Annotated in this window: 17 protein-coding genes; 11 read left to right on the forward strand and 6 right to left on the reverse strand. The window is 72.3% G+C overall.

Translation table 11 applies throughout. From position 1 onward, the window contains the following. Window positions 1–33: 33 nt before the first annotated feature. The 10 genes from ACILQ5_RS05735 to ACILQ5_RS05780 all read left to right on the forward strand — a co-directional run bounded on the left by ACILQ5_RS05735 (window position 34) and on the right by ACILQ5_RS05780 (window position 8,396). The gene (locus ACILQ5_RS05735) at window positions 34–753 is read left to right on the forward strand and encodes a carboxypeptidase-like regulatory domain-containing protein (RefSeq protein ID WP_395657020.1); all 720 of its coding nucleotides are present in this window, start codon (window positions 34–36) and stop codon (window positions 751–753) included. Between the two features lie 15 nt (window positions 754–768). Further along, a complete protein-coding gene (hpt, locus tag ACILQ5_RS05740) occupies window positions 769–1,320 on the forward strand; it encodes a hypoxanthine phosphoribosyltransferase (RefSeq protein WP_395657021.1) in 552 nt (183 codons plus the stop codon). Window positions 1,321–1,613: 293 nt separating this feature from the next. After that, window positions 1,614–3,650, forward strand: a complete 2,037-nt coding sequence (ftsH, locus tag ACILQ5_RS05745) for an ATP-dependent zinc metalloprotease FtsH (protein ID WP_395657022.1) — start codon at window positions 1,614–1,616, stop codon at window positions 3,648–3,650. A 7-nt stretch (window positions 3,651–3,657) separates the two neighbouring features. Next, window positions 3,658–4,275, forward strand: a complete 618-nt coding sequence (folE, locus tag ACILQ5_RS05750; protein WP_395657023.1) for a GTP cyclohydrolase I FolE — start codon at window positions 3,658–3,660, stop codon at window positions 4,273–4,275. Window positions 4,276–4,315: 40 nt separating this feature from the next. Beyond that, complete coding sequence (gene folP / locus ACILQ5_RS05755) at window positions 4,316–5,185, forward strand: dihydropteroate synthase (protein WP_395657024.1); 870 nt, start codon at window positions 4,316–4,318, stop codon at window positions 5,183–5,185. Beyond that, the gene (gene folB, locus ACILQ5_RS05760; RefSeq protein ID WP_395657025.1) at window positions 5,182–5,553 is read left to right on the forward strand and encodes a dihydroneopterin aldolase; all 372 of its coding nucleotides are present in this window, start codon (window positions 5,182–5,184) and stop codon (window positions 5,551–5,553) included. The genes folP and folB overlap by 4 nt, the downstream gene beginning before the upstream one ends. Next, the gene (gene folK / locus ACILQ5_RS05765) at window positions 5,550–6,119 is read left to right on the forward strand and encodes a 2-amino-4-hydroxy-6-hydroxymethyldihydropteridine diphosphokinase (protein ID WP_395657026.1); all 570 of its coding nucleotides are present in this window, start codon (window positions 5,550–5,552) and stop codon (window positions 6,117–6,119) included. Before folB ends, folK begins: the two co-directional genes overlap by 4 nt. A gap of 15 nt (window positions 6,120–6,134) precedes the next feature. Beyond that, window positions 6,135–6,626 carry a DUF3180 domain-containing protein gene (locus tag ACILQ5_RS05770; protein WP_395657027.1) on the forward strand — a complete coding sequence of 164 codons (492 nt, stop codon included), beginning with the start codon at window positions 6,135–6,137 and terminating at the stop codon, window positions 6,624–6,626. Window positions 6,627–6,635: 9 nt separating this feature from the next. Further along, window positions 6,636–7,244: a hypothetical protein gene (locus tag ACILQ5_RS05775; RefSeq protein ID WP_395657028.1), complete on the forward strand. Its 609-nt coding sequence runs from the start codon at window positions 6,636–6,638 to the stop codon at window positions 7,242–7,244. 72 nt (window positions 7,245–7,316) lie between these two features. Continuing rightward, a complete protein-coding gene (locus ACILQ5_RS05780) occupies window positions 7,317–8,396 on the forward strand; it encodes a GNAT family N-acetyltransferase (protein ID WP_395657029.1) in 1,080 nt (359 codons plus the stop codon). Between the two features lie 53 nt (window positions 8,397–8,449). Here the strand turns inward: ACILQ5_RS05780 and ACILQ5_RS05785 are convergent, their stop codons facing one another. From ACILQ5_RS05785 to ACILQ5_RS05810, 6 genes are all read right to left on the reverse strand, one after another. After that, window positions 8,450–9,436 carry an ABC transporter ATP-binding protein gene (locus ACILQ5_RS05785; protein ID WP_395657030.1) on the reverse strand — a complete coding sequence of 329 codons (987 nt, stop codon included), beginning with the start codon at window positions 9,434–9,436 and terminating at the stop codon, window positions 8,450–8,452. 8 nt (window positions 9,437–9,444) lie between these two features. Next, a complete protein-coding gene (locus tag ACILQ5_RS05790; protein WP_395657031.1) occupies window positions 9,445–10,401 on the reverse strand; it encodes a glycine betaine ABC transporter substrate-binding protein in 957 nt (318 codons plus the stop codon). 82 nt (window positions 10,402–10,483) lie between these two features. Beyond that, a complete protein-coding gene (locus tag ACILQ5_RS05795) occupies window positions 10,484–11,236 on the reverse strand; it encodes an ABC transporter permease (protein WP_395657032.1) in 753 nt (250 codons plus the stop codon). Continuing rightward, complete coding sequence (locus ACILQ5_RS05800; protein ID WP_395657033.1) at window positions 11,226–11,912, reverse strand: ABC transporter permease; 687 nt, start codon at window positions 11,910–11,912, stop codon at window positions 11,226–11,228. The genes ACILQ5_RS05795 and ACILQ5_RS05800 overlap by 11 nt, the downstream gene beginning before the upstream one ends. Before the next feature lie 36 nt (window positions 11,913–11,948). Continuing rightward, on the reverse strand, window positions 11,949–12,608 hold the full coding sequence (locus ACILQ5_RS05805; protein WP_395657034.1) for a hypothetical protein: 660 nt from the start codon (window positions 12,606–12,608) through the stop codon (window positions 11,949–11,951). A gap of 43 nt (window positions 12,609–12,651) precedes the next feature. Next, the gene (locus ACILQ5_RS05810; protein ID WP_395657035.1) at window positions 12,652–13,761 is read right to left on the reverse strand and encodes a glycosyltransferase family 2 protein; all 1,110 of its coding nucleotides are present in this window, start codon (window positions 13,759–13,761) and stop codon (window positions 12,652–12,654) included. A gap of 33 nt (window positions 13,762–13,794) precedes the next feature. On the opposite strand from ACILQ5_RS05810, the gene ACILQ5_RS05815 reads away from it, so the two are divergent. Beyond that, window positions 13,795–14,907 (forward strand): sulfotransferase family protein, encoded by a 1,113-nt coding sequence (locus ACILQ5_RS05815; protein ID WP_395657036.1) that lies wholly within the window; start codon window positions 13,795–13,797, stop codon window positions 14,905–14,907. Window position 14,908 lies beyond the last annotated feature (1 nt).

A 14,908-nucleotide genomic window follows, 5' to 3' on the forward strand; every position in this document is an offset into this window, starting at 1 on the left:
AGGCGGCACCTCGAATCCGCAAGGAGCTCGCCCATGTCCCGCCGACGTACCGCCGCCGCCGTGCTCGCCGCGGCCCTCACCGTCCTGGTCGCGCCGCACGCGCTGCCCGCCCGGGCCGCCGGCACGCACGACCGGGCCGCCGCTCCGAGCCGGGTCGCCGCGCACCCGCTCATCCAGGGCGTCGTCGTCGACCAGGACGGGGACCCCGTCGACGACGTCGAGGTGCAGGCCACCCAGGACGACGACACCGAGCAGGCCTCGGCGCTGACCTACGCGAGCGACCGGCCCGACAGCCCCCAGCACGGCTACTTCTTCCTCGACGTCACGAAGGGCACCTTCACGCTCACCCTCTCGAAGGACGGCTACCGCACCGTCGAGTACGACGCCGGCACCGTCACCAGGCGCGGCCAGCGGATCAGCATGGGCGAGCTCGAGATCGTCAAGATCGCGCCCCGCACCACGACCTCGGGATCGCTCGAGGACGCGACCGTCACGACCCGCCAGCGCGGCCTCGTCGGCGTCGTCGTGTCGAGCCACGCCGGGCGGCCGACCGGCCAGGTGGAGGTCCGCGAGCGCGGAGACGTGGTCGGCGGCGCGACCGTCGCCCGGTCCGACCACGGCAAGGTGACGGTGACCCTCGACCGGCTCGGCCGCGGCGACCACGACCTGCGGGCGTTCTTCCTCGGCTCCTCGTCCTGGAAGGGGTCGAGCTCGAAGGTGATCACCCTCCACGTGGTGAAGCGGCGGCACTGACCTAGAGTCAGCGCCATGGACGCGTCCCACGTGGAGAACGACCTCGTCAACGTCCTCTTCACCGAGGCGCAGATCCAGGAACGGCTGCGCGAGCTCGCCGCCGAGATCGAGGGCGACTACGAGGGCAAGGACCTGCTCATCGTCGGCATCCTGCGCGGCGCCGTGATGGTGATGGCCGACCTGGCCCGCAGCTTCACCCGCCACCTGGAGATGGACTGGATGGCGGTCTCGTCCTACGGCTCCGGCACCAAGTCCAGCGGCGTGGTCCGGATCCTCAAGGACCTCGACACCGACATCTCCGGGCGCCACGTGATCATCGTCGACGAGATCATCGACACCGGGCTGACCCTGTCCTGGCTCACCTCGAACCTCTCCTCGCGCAGCCCGGCCAGCGTCGAGATCTGCACCCTGCTCCGCAAGCCCGAGGCCCTCACCATGCCGGTCGAGGTCAAGTACGTCGGCTGGGACATCCCCAACGAGTTCGTCGTCGGCTACGGCCTCGACTACCGCGAGCGCTACCGCAACCTGCGCGACATCGGCACCCTCGCCCCGCACGTCTACTCCTGAGGGACGTCTACTCCTACGGACGTGTCTCCCCGGCACGTCGGCTGGGACGCTCCGCCGATCCCGGGGCGCGGCGAGTTTGTCGGCCGGCCGACGAAACCGCGCCGGGACGACGAAGCTTCGTCGTCCCGGATCGGAACTCGTCGTCCCGCGGACCCTCGCCGCGGCCATGAGCGGTGGGACCGGGTCCACGGATCGCCCGGGACGGGGCATTCCTGGGGTCGCCTGCGACAATGGGAGCGGTCGTCGTCCCGTGTACCGTCGACCGTTCAGATGAGTTCGTCCGAGAGAAGCCTGTGAAGCGCATATTCAAGGGTCCGTGGTTGTGGATCGTCCTCGCGGTGGTCGGGGTGCTCCTCGCCCTGCAGTACCTCACGCCCAACGGCGGGTACGACGAGGTCGAGGCCTCGACGATGACGAAGTACATCACCACCGGCGAGGTGAAGGAGATCACCTTCGTCGACGGCGACCAGCAGATGAAGGCGACCCTCGACGACGGCAAGAAGGTGACCGCCTTCTGGCTGGACGGGACCCAGGCGTCCCTCGAGGACCAGGTGCAGACCCAGGTCGACAAGGGTGACATCGAGCAGTACAACGTCGAGGTCCCCAAGCCCAGCCTGATCGGGTCGATCCTCGCCACCCTGCTGCCCTTCGCGCTCATCATCCTGCTCTTCCTGTTCCTGATGAACCAGGTCCAGGGCGGCGGCGGCCGCGGCGTCATGCAGTTCGCCAAGTCGCGCGCCAAGCTGATCACCAAGGACATGCCGAAGACGACGTTCGCCGACGTCGCCGGCGCGGACGAGGCCGTCGAGGAGCTCCAGGAGATCAAGGAGTTCCTCCAGGAGCCCGCCAAGTTCCAGGCCGTCGGCGCCAAGATCCCCAAGGGCGTGCTGCTCTACGGCCAGCCGGGCACCGGCAAGACGCTGCTCGCCCGCGCCGTCGCCGGCGAGGCCGGGGTGCCGTTCTACTCGATCTCCGGCTCGGACTTCGTCGAGATGTTCGTCGGCGTCGGCGCCAGCCGCGTGCGCGACCTGTTCGAGCAGGCCAAGGAGAACGCGCCGGCCATCGTCTTCATCGACGAGATCGACGCCGTCGGCCGCCACCGCGGCGCCGGCATGGGCGGCGGTCACGACGAGCGCGAGCAGACCCTCAACCAGCTGCTGGTCGAGATGGACGGCTTCGACGTCCGCGGCGGCGTCATCCTGATCGCGGCCACCAACCGCCCCGACGTGCTCGACCCCGCGCTGCTGCGCCCGGGCCGCTTCGACCGACAGATCCAGGTCGACGCCCCCGACCTCACCGGTCGCGAGCACATCCTCCAGGTCCACGCCCGCGGCAAGCCGCTCGCCCAGGACGTCAACCTGCTGAACGTCGCCCGGCGGACGCCGGGCTTCAGCGGCGCAGACCTCGCGAACGTGCTCAACGAGGCCGCGCTGCTCACCGCCCGGGGCAACCAGAAGCTGATCACCAGCGAGGCCCTCGACGAGGCGATCGACCGCGTCATCGCCGGCCCGCAGCGGCGGACCCGCCTGATGAGCGACAAGGAGAAGCTGATCACGGCCTACCACGAGGGCGGCCACGCCCTCGTCGCCGCCGCCCTGCCCGGCAACGACCCGGTGCACAAGATCACGATCCTGCCGCGCGGGCGCGCCCTCGGCTACACGATGGTGCTGCCCGACGAGGACAAGTACTCCCAGACCCGCTCGCAGATGCTCGACACCCTCGCCTACATGCTCGGTGGCCGGGCCGCCGAGGAGATGGTCTTCCACGACCCGACGACGGGTGCCGGCAACGACATCGAGAAGGCGACCAACCTGGCCCGCGCGATGGTCACCCAGTACGGCATGACCGAGCGGCTCGGCGCGATCAAGCTCGGAGAGTCCAACTCCGAGCCGTTCCTGGGTCGCGACCTGGGCCACTCGCGCAACTACTCCGAGGAGATCGCTGCGATCGTCGACGAGGAGACCAAGAAGCTCCTCGCCACGGCCCACCAGGAGGCGTTCGAGATCCTGGAGGAGAACCGCGACGTCCTCGACGCCCTGGTGCTCGAGCTCTTCGACAAGGAGACCCTCGACAAGGAGCAGGTGGCCCGGATCTTCGAGGCGCTGCGCCGCCGTCCCGAGCGCCCCGCCTGGACCGGGTCGGACCAGCGCCACCCGTCCACCCTGCCGCCGGTCGAGATCCCGCAGTGGATCAAGGACCGCGCCGCGGTGAACGGCCACGTCCCCGAGAAGGAGGCCGGTGCGGTGCTGACCCCGCCGGGCGCCGGCGGCGACGTGCACGGCGACCCCGGCATCGAGGGCGGCTCGGCCCCCGGGCTCCCGCCCCACTGAGGCCGCGATGACCGACCCGATCGGGTTCGACCAGCGCGACCCGGCCGACGTGCCGCCGTTCGACCACGCCCGCGCGGAGGCGGCGGTGCGCGAGCTGCTGATCGCGATCGGGGAGGACCCCGACCGCGAGGGGCTCCGGGAGACGCCGGCGCGCGTCGCGCGGGCGTACGCCGAGGTCACCAGCGGGCTGCGGATGCAGGCCGAGGACGTGCTGACGACGACGTTCGACCTCGGTCACGACGAGATGGTGCTGGTGCGCGACATCGAGCTCTGGTCGATGTGCGAGCACCACCTGGTGCCGTTCACCGGGGTGGCCCACGTCGGCTACATCCCGGCGACGTCCGGCAAGATCACCGGGATCTCCAAGCTGGCGCGGCTGGTCGACGTCTACGCGAAGCGACCCCAGGTCCAGGAGCGGCTCACCACGCAGGTCGCCGACTCCCTGATGCGGATCCTCGACGCCCGCGGCGTCATCGTCGTGATCGAGGCCGAGCACCTGTGCATGACGATGCGCGGCGTGAAGAAGGCCGGTGCCCGCACGATCACCTCGGCCGTGCGCGGGTCGATGCGCTCCAACGCCGCCACCCGCGCCGAGGCGATGGCCCTCATCCACCGCAACGGGTAGCGCGGACGGCCTGCCCGGCCGCCGCCGATAGGGTCACCCCATGGCGAGGACCCCGGTGCTCATGGGCGTCGTCAACGTCACCCCCGACTCCTTCTCCGACGGCGGCCGCTGGCTGGCGCCGGACGCCGCCATCGCGCACGGGCGCGAGCTGCTCGCCGACGGGGCGGACATCCTCGACATCGGCGGTGAGTCGACCCGGCCGGGCGCGACCCGCCCCCTCGTCGAGGAGGAGCTGGGGCGCGTCGTCCCGGTGATCGCGGCACTCGCCCAGGACGGCGCGACCGTCTCGGTCGACACGATGCGCGCCGAGGTCGCCGCCGCCGCGGTCGCGGCCGGCGCGACCGTCGTCAACGACGTCTCCGGCGGCCTCGCCGACCCCCGGATCCTCGAGGTGGTCGCCGAGGCCGGGGTGCGGTACGTCGCCATGCACTGGCGCGCCCACGCCGACCACATGCGCGACTTCGCCGTGTACGACGGCCCGGGCGGGGTCGTGGCGGCGGTGCGCGACGAGCTCGCGACGCGGGTCGAGGCGATCCTCGCCGCCGGCGTCGCGCCGGACCGCATCGTGCTGGACCCGGGTCTGGGCTTCGCCAAGAAGGCGGGCCACAGCTGGGAGCTGCTGCAGGACCTCGGGCCGCTGACCGCGCTGGGCTACCCCGTGCTGGTCGGTGCCAGCCGCAAGTCCTTCCTCGGCCGGCTCCTGGCCGACCCGTCGGGCACGGCCCGCCCGGTCGACCAGCGCGAGCACGCGAACACGGCGATCACGGTGCTCCTCGCGCAGCGGGGCGTCTGGGGGCTGCGGGTGCACGACGTCCGCGCCGCCCGGGACGCGCTGCGCGTCGTGGAGCGGCTGGGCAGTACGCCGGCGGCGCAGACCAGGGGGACGACGGGACGAGGAGCAGGCGGATGAGCGACGAGCTGGCCGTGACGGGGATCGAGTGCTTCGGGCACCACGGGGTCTTCGAGTTCGAGCGGCGCGAGGGCCAGGTCTTCGTGATCGACCTCGTCCTGGGCATCGACACCGCCCCGGCGGCGGCGTCCGACGACTTGCAAGACACGGTCGACTACGGAAGTCTCGTCGCGTCGGTGAAAGCCGCCACGGAGAAGGATCCGGTCGACCTGATCGAGACCCTCGCCCAGCGGATCGCGGACGTCTGTCTCTTGGACGACCGTGTTGAATGGGCGCGGGTGACGGTCCACAAGCCGGACGCGCCCATCGACGCGTCGTTCTCGGACGTCGCGCTCACGATCACCCGGAAACGCGAGGTCTGCCCGTGACTGAGACCCCCAACCCGCACATCGTCGACACCGACACCCTGACCGGCGAGATGCGGCCGATCCGGCGTGCGGTGCTGGCGCTGGGGTCCAACCTCGGCGAGCGGATGGCCAGCCTCCAGGGCGCGGTCAACGCTCTCGCGGACACCCCGGACGTGTGGATCACGGCGGTCTCCCCGGTCTACGAGACCGAGCCGGTCGACTCCCCGCCCGAGGCGAAGAACTACCTGAACGCCGTGGTGCTGATCGACACGACCCTCGCCGCCAGCCGGCTGATGGAGCGGGCCCTGGCGATCGAGGACGCCTACGCGCGCGAGCGCAGCGAGGTGCGCAACGCGCCGCGCACGCTGGACATCGACCTCATCGTCGTCGGCGACCGCCGCAGCGACGAGCCCTCGCTGCGGCTCCCGCACCCGCGCGCGGGCGACCGCGCGTTCGTCCTCCGGCCGTGGCTCGACGTGGACCCGTCCGCGGAGCTCCCCGAGCGCGGCCCGGTCGCCGACCTCCTGGAGAACACCGACCAGAGCGGCGTCAAGCTGCGCGACGACCTGGTCCTCGAGAACCAGTGACCCCGTGAGGTCGCGGTGAGCGCCGGGCCTCCCGGCGAGGAGCCGCCACCGGTCGGACGCCTGCGCCCGACCTCCGCGGCCACGATCTGCCTCTGGGCGGTCGTCGGGCTGGTCGGCGGCTGGCTGCTCCATGCGCTGTCGGACCGGTGGACCGGCTCCGCCCCGCTGGTCAGCTGGGCCCAGCCGCTCGCGCTCGTCCTGGTCGCCGCGATCCTCGGCGCCACGGCGTACCTCACGTGGCGCACGGTGCACGTCCACCACGAGCGCCTGGAGCCGCACCAGGCGGTCAACCGCCTCGTGCTGGCCCGCGCGTGCGCGCTCGCCGGAGCGCTGCTGGCCGGCGGCTACGCCGGGTACGCCGTCAGCTGGATCGGCATCGACTCCGACCTGGCCTCGCAGCGGATGTGGCGATCGGCGGTCGCGGCGCTCGCCGGGGTGGCGATCGTCGTCACGTCGGTGCTGCTCGAGCGCGCGTGTCGCGTCCGGTCCGACGACGAAGAGTCCTAGTCTCGTTCCATGGCTTCCCCCCAGGCACCTGCCGCCGGGCGGCGGCGTCAGCGCAGCACCCGCCTGACGGTCGCCGTCGTCCTCCTGCTCACCGCCGCGCTGCTCGTCGTCGCGGCGATCACGACGGGCTCGCTGGCCCTGGTCGCGGTGGCTGCCGTCGCCGCGGTCGTGCTCGGCGCCGCCGCCACCCGGATCACCCACGCCGAGCTGGCCACCGCCCGTCGCGAGGCCGCCCGGGACCGCGCCGAGCAGGCCCGGGCCTACCGCGAGATCACCGACGCGCGGACCGCCGAGAACCTGGCGTTCGCCCAGACCATGCACAACAAGGTCGCCGTCCAGGAGGCCTCGATCCACGACCTCGAGGACGCGCTCACGGCCGCGCAGAAGCGTGCCGCGGAGGCGACCCGCAAGCTGAACGCCGAGGCCCGCCGCGCCGAGAGCGCCGAGCGCGAGGGCGCCGCGGTGTCCGCGCGCCTGGTCGAGGCCGAGCAGCGCGCCGCCGAGGCCGAGCTCAAGGTCGTCGAGCTCGAGCAGCACCTCGAGGTGCTCCGCGCCGAGCTCGACGTCGTCACCAGCGCCTGGCACGAGGCCGAGGCGGCCCAGCGCCGCCGGGCCTGACCGAGCCGCTCGGGGTCGGCTGAGGCCCTCGACACGTTTCCGCGCTGCCGCCGTGCGGCAGAATCACCGGTCGTGACCACCGACCAGAACCGGTTCGAGAGCGACCCCGAGCAGCTGATCGAGCGGCCTCCGCTGCCGGAGGGGTGGACGGTGGGGACGCCGGACCCCGCGGACCGGTTCGACGTCGCCCGGCTGACGCACCTGCTGCGGGCCCACGAGCGGCGCGGCCGGGGCTGGGCGGCGTCCGGCGTCGACGACGTGCTCGTCGAGGTGTCCGAGCGCGGGCTGCGGACCCGCGAGAACCTCGTGGTGCGCGACCCCGAGGGGGAGATCCAGGCCTGGGGCAGCGTCCACGACCGGTCCCTGGGCCGGATGCTCTTCGTCCACATCGTCCAGCGCGAGCTGCCCGACCCGGTCGCCGACGCGTGCTCCGACGTCCTGCTCGAGTGGGCGGAGGGCCAGGCGAGAGCCGTCGGGGCCGCCCGCGGCCTGGAGACCCAGCAGATCGACACCGGCGCCTTCGAGGGCGACGAGCGGCAGGCGCGGTGGCTGTCCGACGGCGGGTTCGAGCGGGTCCGCCGCTGGTGGCAGATGAGCCGGCCGGTCGCACCGGAGGAGGGTGACCTGGTGCCGGACCCCGAGCACTGGGAGGACGGCGGCGTGGTGTTCCGGCTGGTGCGCCGCACCGGCGCCGGGATGCCCGACGAGGACGACCTGCGCGAGGTCCACGAGGTGCTCGAGGGCGCCTTCGTCGACCACTTCAACTCCAGCGAGGAGACCTTCGAGGAGTTCCTGCACCGGTTGCGGGAGGACCCCGGGCACCGCTGGGACCACTGGTGGCTCGCCGAGCTCGTCGACGGCGAGGTGGCCCAGCCGGTCGGTGCGCTCGTCGGGACCGAGTCGGAGAGCACCAGCGGGCCCGACGGCTCCTACGTGTCCTACCTCGGCGTCCTCGAGGCCGCGCGCGGCCGGGGCGTCGCCAAGGGCCTGCTGCGCACGATCATCGCCGACGCCGCACGCCGCGGCCGGAACCGCGTCGGGCTCGAGGTGGACGCCGACTCCCCGACCGGGGCCGCTGGCCTCTACACCTCCATGGACTGGAAGACGAAGTACGTCACCGAGTCCTGGCACCGCGACGTCCCCGTGGCGTAGCCCCCGCCGACGGCCCGGGGCCGCTCCAGGGCCGCTCCAGGGCCCTACGAGGGCTAGGAGGGCGGACCGGCCTCGGCCATCTCGGCCAGCGCCGCCCGGAGCGCGCGATGGATGCCGTTGGGGGTCAGCACGCCGACGAACTGTGCGCCCTGCTTCACCCCGACCATCCCGCGGTCCTCGCGCAGCAGCACGGTGAGGGCCTCGCCGAGCGTGCTGTCGACGTCGATGGCCGCGCCGAGGTCACCGGCCCGGACCCCGTCGAGCGGCTCGACGTGGGCCGGGTCGAGCGGGATCACCTGCAGGCGACGCAGGCCGGTCGTCGACCCGACGAAGTCGGCCACGAAGTCGTCCGCCGGGCGGCCGAGCAGCCGGGCCGGGGTGTCGTACTGCGCCAGCCGGCCCCCGGTCGCGAACACCGCGACCCGGTCACCGAGCCGCACCGCCTCGTCGATGTCGTGGGTGACGAAGACGACCGTGACGCCGAGCTCGTCCTGCAGCCGCAGGAACTCGTCCTGCAGCCGGAGCCGGACCAGCGGGTCGACCGCGCCGAACGGCTCGTCCATCAGCAGCACCGGCGGGTGCGCCGCGAGCGCCCGGGCGACGCCGACCCGCTGCTGCTGGCCGCCGGAGAGCTGGTGCGGGTAGCGGTCGCCGTACGTCGCCGGGTCGAGCCCGACCAGCTCGAGCAGCTCGCGGGCGCGCTCGCGCGCCTTCTGCTTCGGCTCGCCGTAGAGCAACGGCACCGTCATCACGTTGGTGATGACCTTCTGGTGCGGGAAGAGCCCGACCTCCTGGATGACGTAGCCGATCCCGCGCCGCAGCTCGACCGGGTCGCGGCCCGTGACGTCCTGCCCGTCGATCTCGATCGTGCCCGCGCTGGGCTCGATCATCCGGTTGATCATCTTCAGCGTGGTCGACTTGCCGCACCCGGAGGGCCCGACGAGGCAGACCAGCTCGCCGCGCCGCACCTCGAGGTCGAGGTGCTGCACGGCGACGGTCCCGTCGTCGTAGGTCTTCCCGACTCCCGAGAGCCGGATCATCGCGTCGTTCAGAGCAGCCCCTGGTCCTGGAGGAACTGCTGGGCCACGTCCTCGGGCTTCTTGCGCTCGAGGTCGACCTGCACGTTCATGGCCGCCAGGTCCTCGGTGGTGAGCGTCTCGGACAGCTGGTTGAACATGTCCTCGATGTCGGGGTTGTCGGCGAGGAAGCCGGAGTTGACCGCCGGCGTGAGGTTCTGCGCGGGCTGGATGCCCTTGTCGTCCTCGAGGATCACCAGACCGAGGTCCTCGAGCGTGCCGTCGGTGGTGCCGGTCTCGCCCATCTGCACCTCGCCGCTCTTGACCGCGTCCTTGACCTGGGCGCTGGCGAAGTCCAGCGGCACGATCTGGCTGATGTCGAAGCCGTAGGTCTTGGTCAGGCCGGCCTCGCAGTCCGAACGGCCCTCGCAGTCGGGCGGGGCGCCGAGCTTGATCGTCTGGCCCAGGGCGGCGAAGTCCGAGAGCGTCGTGAGGTCGTTCTGCTCCGCGAAGTCCTTGGTCACGAAGAAGGCGTTCTGGTCGGTCGCCTCCGAGGGCGGCAGGATCGAGATGTCCTCGGCCTTCGCGAGCGGCTCGAGCGCCGCCAGCGTCTCGTCGGGGTCGTTGCTCGACACCAGCGGGGCGTCGGGACCGTTCTTCTCCGCGTTGAGGTAGTCGGTGATCCCGGCGAGGTAGTCGGGCACGATGTCGACCGATCCCTTGCTCAGCTCGGGCAGGTAGACGTCGCGGGTCGTGACCAGCTTGGTCTGGACCGTGTAGCCGGCGTTCTCCAGCAGCTTCTGGTAGATCGCGGCCATGATCTGGCTCTCGGTGAAGTCCTGGCCGCCGACCACGACGGTGCCCTTGTCGGCGCTGTCGCTGCTGCCGCCCGAGGCCTGGTCCTCCAGGGAGTCGCTGCTGCCGCAGCCCGCAGCGCCGAGCAGGAGGGCGCCGGCCGCGGCCAGCCCGATGACGCGAACGATTCGCATGGGTGCTACCACCTTCTGTGTCCCGCGGGACCCTCGTCCCGCGCGTGTCCGATGGGCACCCGACGGCACCCGCGACCAAACCCTAACTCGCGCCACCGACAACCGGACCGGACGACGCCGTGGCGGCCCGGGTCCGGGCCCGGCGGTCGCTGCGGCGGGCGCGGCGCATCGGGTCGGCGTACCGCTCCACCAGCACGGCCACGCCCTCCAGCACCAGCGCGCCGACGGCGACGAGCAGGGCGCCGGCCACCACCTCGTACGTGCGGTGGTTCGCGAAGCCGCGGGTGATGATGCGACCCAGGCCGGGGCCGGCCACCAGGGCCGCGATGGTCGCGGTCGCCCAGACCTGCACGAGGGCGAGCCGGACGCCGGTGAGCACGATCGGCATCGCGAGCGGCAGCTCCACGGAGCTGAAGACCTTGCGCTCGCTCATCCCCATGCCCCGGGCCGCCTCCACCGCACCTCGGTCGACCTCCAGCACCCCGGTGTAGCCGTTGGTGATGATCGGCGGCAGCGCGAAGAGGATCAGCGCGATGAGCGTGGCCAGGCCGGCGCGGCCGTAGGGCCCGAACTCCTCGGACCCGACCGGCCCGAGCGCGAGCACGAGCAGGACCGCGAAGACCGGGACGGCGCGGCCGACGTTCGACACGTTCACCGCGACGACACCGCCGCGGCGGCGGTGGCCGAAGTAGAGGGCCGGTGGGAGGCCGACGACGACGGCGACGACCAGCGCGGTGACCGTCAGCAGCAGCTGCTGGACCAGGAACGCGGCGACGCCGTTCGGACCCGACCAGGTCGACCCGTCGGTGAGGTAGGAGAAGACGTCAGCGAGCACGGCGGGTCCAGGGGGTGAGGAGGCGCTGGAGGCCGACCAGCAGGAGGTCGAGGACCACGGCGAGCGCCACGCACAGGACGCTGGCCGCGAAGATCTGGGCCTTGAACTGGTTGCCGACCGCGAGCAGCAGCAGGTTGCCGAGGCCGCCGTACGACACGATCGAGCCGATCGTCACCAGGGCGACCGTCGAGACCGTGGCGACCCGGATGCCGGCCATGATCACGGGCAGCGCGAGCGGGACCTCGACCCGCAGCAGCAGCCGGGTCCGGGAGTACCCGACCCCGCGAGCGGCCTCGACCACCGGGGCCGGCACCCCCTGCAACCCGGCGATGATGTTGCGGACCAGGACCGTCAGCGAGTAGAGCGCGAGCCCCACCACGACCGTCGTCGGCGTCAGCCCGGTGAAGGGCAGCAGCAGCGAGAACAGCGCCAGCGACGGGATCGTGTAGATCACGGTCGTCGCGCTCACGACCGTGCTCTCCACCGCGCCCCGGCGCCGGGCGAGCAGGGCCAGGGGCACCGCGACGACCAGCCCGGCGAGCACGGAGACCACCGTGAGCCAGAGGTGCTCGACGAAGGCGTCGACCAGCTCGGGACGGTAGTCGCTCCAGTACTGCGGGCAGATCCAGTCGTTGTCGACGTAGCACTGCGGCACGTCGTCCACGAGAGCGAGCACGTGCTGACGCTACCCCTGGTCGCCGACCCCGCGGCCTCAGCAGCCGCCCGAGAGCGCGATCTGGTACTTGGGCGACCCGGTGCGGTAGCGCGAGTGCGGGCACAGCACGTTGCCGCTCTCGTAGGTCTTCTCCCAGCTCCGGAGCTTGCCGAAATAGTCGCGCTCGCCGCCCCGGTTGCACACCCGCTGGTGGGCCTTGAAGGCGTAGACGGCGACGCCCTCGTAGAACACGAAGAGCCGGTCGCGGGGCTTCGGCGGGATGGTGAAGCGCTCCTCGAGCGACTCGTTCGTGGTCTTCTGCTTGTTGCCCGCGAGCGTCACCGACGCCTCGGCGGACGCCTTGGCGAAGAACGCCCCGGCGTCGGCCTTGACGGTGGTCGTCCCCGAGATCGACGCCGTCACCTGGTCGGTGCTGCCCATCGTCACCGTGCGGCTGAACTCGGTGCCGCGAGCCACCCGCTTGCGGACGGAGTGGGTGACTCGGAAGTCGCGGTCCCGCAGCTGCACCTCCCGCATCACCGCGCCGTTCTCGATCTGGTCGTGGTTGCAGTGCGGCATCCTCGCGCTGGTGCCCGCCGCACGAGACGCCGCGGGGGCGGCCTCCGCGCTCGGGAGCACTCCCGCGGAGGGGAGGGTCACGGCGGTCAGGGTGGCGAGGACGACGGCCAGGCCGGCCGGGCGACGTGCAGAGGTCATGGGCGGGATGTCCCCCACCGCCGCCGTTCCCAAACGACCCGGGTCAGATCCGCACCTCGTGGTTCCGCAGGGCGAGCGCCTCGGGGACGACGCTGCTCGGGTCGAGGCCGGGGACGTCGATCCGCGGCCCCTGCGGCGACCGCACCTGGGGGACCGGGCCGCCGTGGCGGGCGACGTACTCCATGACGGTGACGGCGTCGTCGCGGCGCCCCATCTGGACCAGCCAGCCGGTCAGCCGCTGCACGGGCGGCAACCCGGACTGCACCAGCGGCCGGGCGCCCCAGAACTCGCGGACGCCGGCCACCAGGAGGTCCCACCAGGCGTCGGAGCAGCCGGGGATCTCGACGAAGTAGCGGGGCATGTCGCCGGCCAGCACCTGGTCGACGAACACCTTCGTCACCTTGTCCGAGCCGAACGCGGTCACGGTCGCCAGCGACTGCCGCTTGGTCGTCCAGCGGTCGCGCAGGTCGTCGAGCGAGGCACGCTGCTGGGTGATCGACGAGCCGTCCGTCCGGATCCGCCAGTGGTAGACGACCTCGGGGACGACACCGAACAGGCGGGCCGAGACGTAGGCACGGGTCGTCGTGGGCTGGTCCTCGTAGCGGATCCCCTCCGGCCAGGTCAGCCCGACGCCCTCCCAGAAGTCGCGGCGGAACAGCTTGTTCCAGGCGAACACGTCGCCCAGGATCTCGGGGTGGTCCTCGATGACCTCGGCCGTGCGCCGCTGGTGCATCCGGCGCATCCACGGGGGCTCGACCAGCCGCTCGCCCTCCCAGCGCGCCACCGAGCCGGTCACGAAGTCGGCGCCGGTGCGGCGCAGCTGCCGGTGCAGCACGCGGTAGGCGTCCGGCGGCACCACGTCGTCGGAGTCGGCGAACGCGAGCAGCTCACCGCGGACGTGGCGCAGGCCCTCGTTGCGCGCGCCGCCCAGCCCGCGGTTGGCGATGTGGACGACGCGGACCCGGGGGTCGCGCGCGGCGTACTCGTCGGCGATCGCGCCGGACCCGTCGGTCGAGCCGTCGTCCACGACCACGACGTCGAGCTCGCGGTGGGACTGCGCCAGCACGCTGTCGAGGGTCTCGGGGAGGTAGGCCTCGACGTCGAACACCGGGACGACCACGCTGACCAGCGGTGACCGACGCCCGAACTTCATGCCCGAACCGTATCGACCGTAGAGTCAGGGTCCGTGAGCGCCGAGCCAGCCGCCGTGGACCGCAGCGAGGTCGACCCGTCCGACTACCCCCGCAAGGTCCTCTTCGTCGCCGGCGCCGGCCGCAGCGGCACCAGCACGATGGCCGGCCTGATGCAGATCATGGGCCTGCACGTGCCGCAGCCCGAGGTGGCCGCCGACGAGACCAACCCCAAGGGCTTCGGTGAGCCGCGGTGGGTCGTCGAGAACCACGACCGGCTGCTCAAGGAGGCCGGCGTCCAGGTGAGCGACGCCCGCCCGGACGCCTGGTTCGAGACCGGCCGGGTCTCGGCCCGCGAGCCGGAGCGGATCCGCGCGACCGAGTGGCTCGAGGGGCACTTCGCGGTCGGCTCCGAGCTGGTGGTCAAGGACCCCCGGCTGAGCTGGTTCCTCTCGCTGTGGCGGGTCGCCGCGATCCGCACCGGCGCGACCCCGGTGTTCGCGACGATGCTCCGCCCGCCGGCGGAGGTGGTCGGCAGCAAGCAGGCCTACTACCAGAACCGCCTCGGCTCGGCGCACCTCGCCGCGTCCTGGCTCAACATGCTGCTGCACACCGAGAGGGCCACCCGCGAGTCGGTCGCCGACGGCGGCCGGGTGTTCGTCCGGTACGCCGACCTGCTGGACGACTGGACGCGGATCGTGATGCGCACCGGTGAGCAGCTCGGACTCGAGCACGTCCTGCACGCCCGCAGCGAGGCGATCCGCGACGGCCACCGGTTCGTCGACCCGACGCTGCGCCGGATGACCCAGACCCTGGACGACCTCGGGCTGCCGCCGCGCCTGCACGAGCTCACCGCCCAGACCTGGGAGGAGCTCAACAAGCTCGCCGAGCCCGGCGGCGACACCGCCGAGGTGCACGCGACGCTCGACCAGCTGCGCGAGGGCTACGTCGGCCTCTACGAGGAGGCCGAGGCAATCTCGCGGTCGTCGGTCGTGGCCGCCGAGCAGCGGGTCCGCAAGCAGCTCAAGGGCGGCGGCGGCGGTGGTGGGCACAAGGGCGCTCCCGTCCCGGCGCCCTCGCGGGTCGAGAAGATCCCGCACGGCGTCCGTGCCGCGGTGCCCGGGCCGGTGCGGCGCGGGGTCCGCAAGATGCTCGGGCGCAGCCGATGAG

This window comes from Nocardioides sp. (assembly GCF_044226305.1).
Classification (GTDB): Bacteria; Actinomycetota; Actinomycetes; order Propionibacteriales; family Nocardioidaceae; genus Nocardioides.